The organism is Streptomyces sp. NPDC059003, assembly GCF_042740445.1.
Lineage (GTDB): Bacteria > Actinomycetota > Actinomycetes > Streptomycetales > Streptomycetaceae > Streptomyces.
In genome coordinates, this window is the sequence record NZ_JBHYJH010000265.1 from 1 (window position 1) to 8625 (window position 8625).

An 8625-nucleotide genomic window follows, 5' to 3' on the forward strand; every position below is an offset into this window, starting at 1 on the left:
CTCAAACGCCGGACGGGCTGGAAAATCCAGCCCGTCCGGCGTTTGAGGACCGGGGTCTGGGGCGTCCCCGCGAGGGCACCCGCCCGCACCCTCACCCCGCCACCCGATGCCCCGCCAAGTGATCCCACGTCGTCATCATCGCGTCCCACCCGTCGGGGAACTTCACGGTCACCCCCAACTGCACGGGCTCCGTGGACGGATGGTCGTCGAGGAGCTCACCGACCCCCGCACGGCACACCACGATGCACGCATGCCGGTGCCGGGAGGTCAGCACACACAACCGCCCCGTCTCCAAGTGGAACGCCGTCGCATCCGGCCGCCCGGACAACGGATGCAGCACGACGGTCACATCGAACTCCCGCCCCTGGAGCCGATTCGCGGTGTCCACGGTCACGCCCACCACGCCGAGCTCCGCGAGAGCGCCCCGCACGGCCGCGGCCTGATCCCGGTGCGCGGTCCCCACGGCCACCCGCCCGGCCGTGAGCGGCACCGGACCGGCGTCCCGCTCGGACGTCGCGGCGCCACCCCGGTCGAGCAGCCGCCGCACCACCTGGGCGACGGCCCGCACGGCCTCCGGGTCGGTGCGCGGCGTGTGCCGGGCGGGCAGTTCGAGCAGCCCCCACCCCGAGACGGCCGCCTCGTCGATGACCCGGTCGGGCCCGGAGCCGTCCGACGGCACGGCGAAGGCGAGCGACCGGTCCCCGTGCCCGGTCCCGCTGCGGAACGGCGTGAACGGATAGAACGCGGCGGACACCAGCGGCGCCGCCGACGCGGGCAGCCGCCAGGACACCGGAAGGCGGTGCTGCGGCAGGCCGGGGTTGTGCGCGAGGAGCGTGCTCACCGCGCTCGCGGACGGGTCGTACGCGAGCCCCGCCCACTGGTCGGCCTCGGCGATGGCGAACGGGTCGAGCTGCCCGGGGTCGCCCACGAACAGCGCGCGCTCGAAGAGCCCGGCCACCGCGAGCAGCCCGTCGGACCGCATCTGGTAGGCCTCGTCCACGATCGCGTGCCCCCACGGCTCCACGCCCCGCACGTGCGCCCACTTCGCGGCGGTGGACACGACCACGTCCAGGCCCGCGAGGTCGGCGGCCTTCGCGGACTTCTTGACGTTCGGCAGGGCGTCGAGTGCCTTGTCGTACGCGTCGGAGTCACTGCTGTGCAGGCGCCCCACCGGCAGCTCGGGATCCTTCTCGGCGAGGCGCAGGACCAGGTCGTCGACCTGGGCGTTCGTCTGCGCCACCACCATCAGGGGCCGCCCGGCAGCGGCCAGCTCCCGCGCCGCGCGCACCACGAGCGTCGACTTGCCCGCGCCGGGCGGCGAGTCCACGACGACACCCCGGTGCGCCCCGTGCAGCGTGTCGTGCAGGATCGCGTCCGTGGCGCGCGCGGCCTCGGCGGCGGGGTCGAACGGTGCCGCCGCCCCGGAGAGCGGCACGGGCGGCACCGGAGGCACGGGAGGCACGGGCGGCGGGGGCGGCGGGGGCGGCGGGGGCGGCGTCACAGGATGTCCTCCGTGGTCACGCGGTCGGGGCTTTCGGCGCGGACCGCTTCCGCGTCGGGCGGGCCGCCGTGCGTCCACGGCGTGTCCTCCGGCTCCGGCAGCTTGGGCCCGCCGCGCTGCTCGTGCTCGAAGAGCGTCCAGCACAGGCGGTCGCCGGGCTCCGGCACGGACCCCGGCTCGGGCTCCTTGCCGCGGCCCATCTTGTCCATCAGCCGCAGCACGAGCGCCCCCTCGTCGCCGTACGCCACGAACTGCGCGGCCTGCGGCTTGCCGTCGAGCGAGCGGTAGACCTTCGCGCCCTCGTCCAGATGCGGCCGGTCGGCGGTGCGCACGGTCAGCAGCGGGCGCGGGCGCGGCGACCTGCCCTCGCTGTACGCCATGACGACCTCCGTGACCTCCCCGGCGAAGGCCTCGCCCGCGAGCCGCCGCCCCGCCATCACCAGCGGGTCGTCCAGGGCCTCCTGGGCGTCGAGCCTGGCCTGCTCGCGCTCCCGCGTCGCCAGCTTGTTGGCCGCCGTCACCGCGTCGTCGACGCGCGGCTGCGGCGGCTCACCGGCGGCGACGCGGTCGCGGTGGGCGGTGAACGACCAGCGGTCGCTGCGCCAGCGGTCGGCCGCGCGCGGCGCCTCCGGCAGCGTGCACAGGGCGTCGAGGCCGCGCCACACCGCGTCCCACGTGGGTCTGGTACGGCTGTCGACCAGGGCGCGGAGCTCCCGCTCGGCCGCGGTCAGGGCGGCGAGGCGGGCGTCGGCCGCCAGGCCGTCCTCGGCGGCGGCCAGGGCGGTCCGCGCGCGGTCGTAGGCGTCGATCGCCGGGGCGAGGAGCTGGTTGTCGAACGCCGGGTCGGTGGCCGGGCCCGCGGGCGGGCACACCAGCTGCCCGTCGGCGTCCCGCGCCAGCTCCGCACGGAGTGCCGCGTCCGCGCCCGACGCGCCGTCGGGCGCCTCGATCCACGCGAGCAGCGCCCCCAGGTGCTGCTCCTCCAGGCTCGACTGGCCCGTCGCCCAGTGCCGGGACAGCAGGTCCGTCATGGCGAGCAGCAGCGCCGAGCCCGGCACGCGGGAGCGCTCCGCGAAGTGCGTCAGCCAGCGGCCGAGCAGCGGGACGCGGGGCGGCGCCGGATAGGGCGCGTCCGGCTCCTGCTCGGCGGTGCGGCGAAAGCGCATCGAGCGGCCCAGGAGCCGGACGAACTCGACGCCCGCGCGGCTCGGCACGATCAGCTGCGGCGCGTCCGCGCACAGGTCGACCTCGACCTTGACGCGCTTGCCGGTCTCCGGGTCGGTCTCGGTGCGCTCGGCCGCCTCCACCTCGCCCTCGTACGACTCCACGTACGGCAGGAGCGTGTCGGCGAGCTCGGCCAGGAACGCGAAGCGGAGGTCGCGGTCCCGGGGCTGCGGGACGACCAGGAGCCGCGGCGACGTGCGCTCCGTGCCGATCAGTGCCCCCAGGGGCGCGCCGGCTTCGCCCGCCGTGGTCAGCGGGACGAGGACCAGGGGGCGCTGGGAGAGGTGGCGGTGGCGCACCGTCGCGCGCGGCTGTGCGTGGCCGGTGGTCACCGCCTCCAGGCGGGCCAGGTTGTCGATCAGCGTCATCCGTGACTCCCCGCCAGCGCCTCCGCCCGCAGCTCCCCGGCTCTGCGCAGGGCCGCCACCGCCGGGTCCCGCGGGTCGCCAAACTCGCCCCGGGACGCCGAGAGGGCCTCGTCGACGGTGGTCAGGGCGCCGAGGTCGGCGCGCAGGGAGCGGCCGAGCGCCGTCACCTCGCCCGCGGCCCGCGCCCGCGTACGGCAGTGGAAGGCGAGCTCGCAGGCCGCCAGGCACTCCGGCGCGTACGTCGCGGGGACCGCGTCGACCGCGGCGGTCAGCTCGGCGGCGGGGCGGCCGACGTCGAACGTCGTGCCCGGCGGGAGCGTCGCCGCGATGTCCTCGACGCGGGCCAGCCGGGACAGCTGGCGGCGCGTGACCGACAGCTGCTTGCGGATGTCCACGGCGGACGCCGCGGGGAGGTTCGAGAAGTCCTTCGGGCACACGAGCAGCACCCGGTGGCGCACCGTCGGCGCCGGGTCGAGCCGGGCCGCGACGGCCTCCAGGGCGAGCACGTACACCGCGGCCTGCCGGGCGGCCGCGCCGACCTTCGCCGCGTCCGCCGCGCCGTCGATCATCGGGAACGACTTGATCTCGACCACCGTCCACGTCCCGTCCGGCGCGACGACCACCGCGTCCGGCTCCAGGAACGCGAGCGTGCCCGCGACGTCCAGGGCCAGCATGGGGTGGTCGAGGAGCGTCCAGGCACCGGCGTCGGTGGCGTCGCGCAGGGCGAGCGAGGTGCGGGCCGCGCGGCCTTCGGGCCCGGCCGCCGACAGGTCCGGCACGCTCGCCCCGCCCGGCACCGGCTCGGGACCGCCGCCCACGCGCGCGTGCGTCAGGCGCAGCAGCTCCGCGCCGCCGTCCGCCTTGACCCGCGCCTCGAAGGCGTGCCCGCGCATGAACGCGAACTGGGACTGGCCGAACCCGGACGGCGCGCCAAGCGACTCCGCGAGCGCCGCCTTGGGCACCCCGGCGCCGTCCAGGAGGGCGCGGCGCCGACAGCCCGGGTTCGCCGCGAGCGCGGCGAGGGCGCGGGCGTCCAGGGGCTGCGGCGGTACGTCAGGTCCGCGCAGCTCCGCGAGCCGCTGCCGCAGCGCCGTCCCCGGTGTCGGCGGCGTGTCCTGCGGGCCGTCCGCCGTTCCTGCCGCCGGGCTTCCCGCCCGCCTTGGGCCTGGCGCCCGGCTCGGCACCGAGCTTGCGCTGATGGGGAATTCGCTCACCCGTGGAAGTCTGGCATCCACCACTGACAAGTGGGGCCTCTGCGGCGGACGAGGCGGCCGCGGCGCCGCCCACCGGGATACCGGAGCCGATGCCGCGCGGGGCGAGCGCCTTCGGCAGGTGCGGCGCGAGCCGCGTCTTGACCCGGTCCGTGAGCCGCCGCACCGGCCGGACGAGCAGCAGCCCCACGCCCATCACCGCGGCGCCCGCGACGGCGTCGAGGAAGTAGTGGTTGGCGGTGCCCATCACCACGATCGTGGTGAGCAGCGGATAGGCGACGGCGAGGGTCTTCATCAGCGGCGTGCGCCCGTAGCGCCACAGCATCACGCCGCACCACAGCGACCAGCCGACGTGCAGGCTGGGCATCGCCGCGTACTGGTTGGTCATGCCGCCGAGCCCGCGCGGGGCGCTGGCCTGGCCGCCCCACCAGCCCCAGTCGGCGTACTGCGCCATCGTGTCCACGAAGCCGTACTTGTTCTCCAACAGCCGCGGCGGACAGGTCGGCAGCAGCGAGAAGCCGATCAGGCCGATCAGCGTGGACATCATCAGCCAGGTGCGGGCCGCGGCGTAGTGCACGGCTCTGCTGCGGAACAGCCACACCAGGATCAGCGGCGTCACTACGTAGTGCAGGGAGGCGTACCAGAAGTCGGCGGGGACGCCGAGGGAGGTGTGCGCGGTGAACAGCCGGTTCAGGGGGTGTTCGAGGTTGAGGTTCAGGGCCTTCTCGATGCGCAGGATCGCGAGACCGTGGTCCACGGCGGTCGTCACGTCACCGCGGGCGAGGAGCCGCCCCGCCGAGTACGCGCCGTAGATCAGCAGGATCAGCGGCAGCTCCGTCCACCAACGAGGGCGGATTCCTGGTACGCGGTGCCCGGATATGCCGCCGTTGCCGGCGCCCTGTGCCTCGGTCTGCGGCATCCGGTGGATCCCCCATCTCATTTCGCGCTGTTCCCGCTCGGTTCTCTCGCGGCGTACGGCCGCTGGGTCACTTTACGGCGTACGCGAAGGCCGATGAGTCATCCCCCTGATGGTCATAGACGCAGAGATCGGCGCGTGGGTTGCTCTTTGCGCCAGTGAGTGATGATGGAGGGAACGGACAGACAACTGTCCCCTTTTGTCCAGGCATGCAACCCCTATATCCCTCCAGTACGCCCCCTATCCGCCCCCTTCGCACTCCGTACGCACCCCCTTGGAAGGCACCCCCATGGCACCGCGCATCCTGCTGGCCCGGCACGGACAGACGGAATGGTCACTGTCCGGAAAGCACACCGGCAGGACGGACATTCCGCTCCTCGAAGAGGGCCGGCGCGGCGCCAAGCTCCTCGGTGAACGCCTGCACCGGGCGCCCTACGACGGCCTCTCCGGAGTCGAGGTGCGCACGAGTCCGCTCTCCCGCGCGCGGGAGACGTGCGACATCGCCGGGTTCGGCGACCGGGCCGCCGAGTGGGACGCGCTGATGGAGTTCGACTACGGCGCGTACGAGGGCCTCACGCCCGCCGACATCCAGGCCTTCCGGCCCGGCTGGTTCATCTGGCGCGACGGCGTGCCCGACGGCGAGACCCTGGCGCAGGTGTCCGCCCGCGCCGACGAGGTCGTCGCGTGGGCGCGCGAGGCCGACCGGGACGTGCTCGTCTTCGCCCACGGCCACATCCTGCGCGCCATCGGCGCGCGCTGGCTCGGCTACGACATCGACTTCGCGGCCCGCATCCGCCTCAACCCGACGTCCCTCTCCACCCTGGGCTGGGCCTACGGCCAGCCGGCCCTCGAATCCTGGAACGAAACGGGTCACCTGGCCGGTTAGTACGTCCCGCCGCTACCGCGGCGGCTTTACCCCGCCCGCCCACCCAGTACCAACCGTCCCGGCCGCACCCGCCGACGGCGGCCGGCTCCCGCCGGGGGCGCTCCCCGCTGTCCGACTGGAAACGGGCGGGCGGGTGGGAAACAACCGCCGCGGTAGCGGCGGAAACCCCCCACCGGCCCGCACCCGCCCACCTCATGCGCAGCCCTCTACCGAGCCCGTCGCGAGGCGTGGGCGTCGAGGAAGTCGCCCACTCCGCCCACCCGCCGATGCGGCAGCAGCAACCGCGCGGTGGTCGCCAGCATCGCCTGGATGCGGGAGGACTGGACCTCGTCCAGCAGGGCGAGCACCCGCAGACCGGCGGCCGCGGCCTCGTCGGGCCGCCCGGCCCGGGCGAGGTCATCGGCCAGCTCGGCGGTGTACAGCGCGATGTTCCGCATGAACTGCGGCGTCTCCACCGCCGCAACCCCCGCGGCGCGGTGCGCGTGCCGCGCGGCCCGCTCCCAGTCCCCGAGCGCCGACCAGCACTGCGCCTCGAGGCCCGCGAGCTCCGCAGGACCGTAGAAGGTCATCCACTCGGGGTCGGTCTCGGAAGGACCCCGCTCGAAGAGCGTGTGCGCACAGGTGAGTGCCCGCTCACAGCCCCCGCGGTCACCGAGCCCGGCCCAGCCGCCCGCCTCCCGCAGGGCGATGAGGGACAGGAGCAGCGGCGAGGCGAGGTGCCGCGCGGCGCGCGCGGCGGCCTGCGCGGCCCGCACCGCCTCACGCGGCCGCCCCGTGTCCCGCGCGAGGAACGCCGTGTTGCAGAAGGCATGCGCCTCCAGCGCGGGATCGCCGGACATCCGGGACGTCGCGAGCGCCTCGGCGTAGTGCGAGCGGGCGTCGTCGAAGCGCCCGGAGTCATGGGCGAGCCAGCCCACGGAGATGGCGAGTTCGCCGGCGCCCGCGTAGAGCCGGTCCGCCGTCGTCTGGCCCGCCTGCCGGGTGGTGCCCGCGTCGAGCAGGGCGTACGCCGTGCGCAGCGGCGCGGCGGCCCGCCGGTAGAGGCCGTCGGCGCCGTGCCGGTCGTCGAGCAGCCGGATCCTGCGGACCGCCTCCTCGACCGCGCTCACCTCGGCCTCACCGGCCGCGCGGGCGTAGGCCTCGCCGACGCCGCCCAGCGGGAACCCGGTGGCTCCCAGGGAGGCGGCCGCCACGGTGCCGCTGGTCATGAATGCGCGACGCCGCACGTCGCTCACCTCGTCGCTTTCGTTCTCGTCGCGCTGATCACGCTGGTCGTGCTGGTCGTGCTGGTCGTGCTGGTCGTGCTGGCCGTGCGGTTCGTGCGGGTCCCCCGGGGGAGCGCCGGACTCCGTGCGCGCCCCCCGGCCCCGTACCGCCGAGCGCGGCGCGAAGCCCAGATCCGTCAGCGTCCGGCCGGGGAACATGTGCAGGAACACCCGCTCGTACGCGTAGTTGGGACAGCGGATCTCCCCGGCCTCCACGCGTCCGACGTACCGCGCGTCGCAGCTGACCCGCTCCCCGATCTCACGCGCGGCCCGCCGCACCGCGGCGGCGAACTCGCCCGGTGAGCGCTGCCCGCGCAGCCGCCGGAAGGCGAGGTTCGGTCGCGGAGGCGGAGGTGACGATGCCGACGACTGCCTGGACGACGACGCCATGCCGGATCCTCTCGTGCGGGACCGTGCCGGACGGGCCTCGGCCCACACGGAGCTGCCCCAGTCCTGCCCCCGGCACGGCCCTGTTCCGGCGGAGCATGAAAGTACCGGCTGTGACACCGCGCTGACGCGGAGTTTGGCTACAAACCGGATATCTCACCCGTGATCTGCCATGAACTGCCATCCTTTGCGGCGGCGTGGCGCCGTAGCCCTTGACGCCGTGGGGCGTTGAACCATGCGGAGAGGGAGCGACGCGGCTTCCGCCCTGGCGAGGAGGGGTTCCCTTGTTGGAGGTCGGCATGGAGAACAGCGAATCTGGGGGCTCACTGACGACGGCGCGGCACCGGCCGAGCCAGGACCGCAGCGTCCGGCCGCACGGTTCGCCCGGTCCGCACGGTTCGCACGACGAGTGCGATCTCGTGACCGTGCCCGCGCGGCAGGGACTCGAAGCGGTCGACATCCTGCGCCGGGGTGCCGGTGACGAGGCCGTCGGTCCCGTCCTGCACGACGGCAGCTGCGACACCCTCGGCTTCCTCGTGCCGCCCGGGACGGCCGACGGGTGGGACGTGCCCGGCAGTGCGTGTACGCAGACCTTTGGGCGGGGTGTTGCCCTGCGGCAGGAGCCGGTGCCTGCGCCGCCGGTTGCCGGTACCGGGTGGCTCGTGCCGCCGGGCAGTACCGATCCCGTCACCGACCCGGTGGTGCTGCGTGCCGCGCTGGGCGAGGCGGCCCGCATGATCGAAGCCGCGGACAACTGTCGTTGACCCTGCCGGGGGCCTCCCCGATCCCGCCCCTTCCCGAAACCAGGGGGCTCCGCCCCCTGGACCCCCTTCTATCCGGCCTGCGGCCTCGCCCTCAAACGCCGGG

Annotated in this window: 7 protein-coding genes; 2 read left to right on the forward strand and 5 right to left on the reverse strand. The window is 74.8% G+C overall.

What is annotated here, in order from left to right; all coding sequences use genetic code 11:
- Nucleotides 1-91: 91 nt before the first annotated feature.
- From ACFWZ5_RS42785 to ACFWZ5_RS42800, 4 genes are all read right to left on the reverse strand, one after another.
- The gene (locus tag ACFWZ5_RS42785; RefSeq protein ID WP_384805760.1) at nucleotides 92-1435 is read right to left on the reverse strand and encodes an AAA domain-containing protein; all 1344 of its coding nucleotides are present in this window, start codon (nucleotides 1433-1435) and stop codon (nucleotides 92-94) included.
- Between the two features lie 62 nt (nucleotides 1436-1497).
- Nucleotides 1498-3093: a hypothetical protein gene (locus ACFWZ5_RS42790; protein WP_384805758.1), complete on the reverse strand. Its 1596-nt coding sequence runs from the start codon at nucleotides 3091-3093 to the stop codon at nucleotides 1498-1500.
- Nucleotides 3090-4181 carry a hypothetical protein gene (locus ACFWZ5_RS42795; RefSeq protein ID WP_384805762.1) on the reverse strand — a complete coding sequence of 364 codons (1092 nt, stop codon included), beginning with the start codon at nucleotides 4179-4181 and terminating at the stop codon, nucleotides 3090-3092. The genes ACFWZ5_RS42790 and ACFWZ5_RS42795 overlap by 4 nt, the downstream gene beginning before the upstream one ends.
- Complete coding sequence (locus ACFWZ5_RS42800; RefSeq protein ID WP_384805756.1) at nucleotides 4147-5223, reverse strand: phosphatase PAP2 family protein; 1077 nt, start codon at nucleotides 5221-5223, stop codon at nucleotides 4147-4149. The genes ACFWZ5_RS42795 and ACFWZ5_RS42800 overlap by 35 nt, the downstream gene beginning before the upstream one ends.
- A gap of 286 nt (nucleotides 5224-5509) precedes the next feature.
- On the opposite strand from ACFWZ5_RS42800, the gene ACFWZ5_RS42805 reads away from it, so the two are divergent.
- On the forward strand, nucleotides 5510-6106 hold the full coding sequence (locus ACFWZ5_RS42805) for a histidine phosphatase family protein (protein ID WP_384805754.1): 597 nt from the start codon (nucleotides 5510-5512) through the stop codon (nucleotides 6104-6106).
- A gap of 206 nt (nucleotides 6107-6312) precedes the next feature.
- Here ACFWZ5_RS42805 and ACFWZ5_RS42810 read toward each other — a convergent pair whose 3' ends face one another.
- Nucleotides 6313-7761 carry a tetratricopeptide repeat protein gene (locus tag ACFWZ5_RS42810; protein WP_384806772.1) on the reverse strand — a complete coding sequence of 483 codons (1449 nt, stop codon included), beginning with the start codon at nucleotides 7759-7761 and terminating at the stop codon, nucleotides 6313-6315.
- Nucleotides 7762-8057: 296 nt separating this feature from the next.
- Between ACFWZ5_RS42810 and ACFWZ5_RS42815 the strand changes: the two genes are divergently transcribed.
- A complete protein-coding gene (locus ACFWZ5_RS42815) occupies nucleotides 8058-8522 on the forward strand; it encodes a hypothetical protein (RefSeq protein ID WP_384806775.1) in 465 nt (154 codons plus the stop codon).
- Nucleotides 8523-8625 lie beyond the last annotated feature (103 nt).

Bases quoted from the DNA above. Each gene is read 5' to 3' on its own strand.
- ACFWZ5_RS42810 (WP_384806772.1), bottom strand. From the start codon at position 7,761: ATGGCGTCGTCGTCCAGGCAGTCGTCGGCATCGTCACCTCCGCCTCCG.
- ACFWZ5_RS42790 (WP_384805758.1), bottom strand. From the start codon at position 3,093: ATGACGCTGATCGACAACCTGGCCCGCCTGGAGGCGGTGACCACCGGC.
- ACFWZ5_RS42805 (WP_384805754.1), top strand. From the start codon at position 5,510: ATGGCACCGCGCATCCTGCTGGCCCGGCACGGACAGACGGAATGGTCA.
- ACFWZ5_RS42800 (WP_384805756.1), bottom strand. From the start codon at position 5,223: ATGCCGCAGACCGAGGCACAGGGCGCCGGCAACGGCGGCATATCCGGG.
- ACFWZ5_RS42815 (WP_384806775.1), top strand. From the start codon at position 8,058: ATGGAGAACAGCGAATCTGGGGGCTCACTGACGACGGCGCGGCACCGG.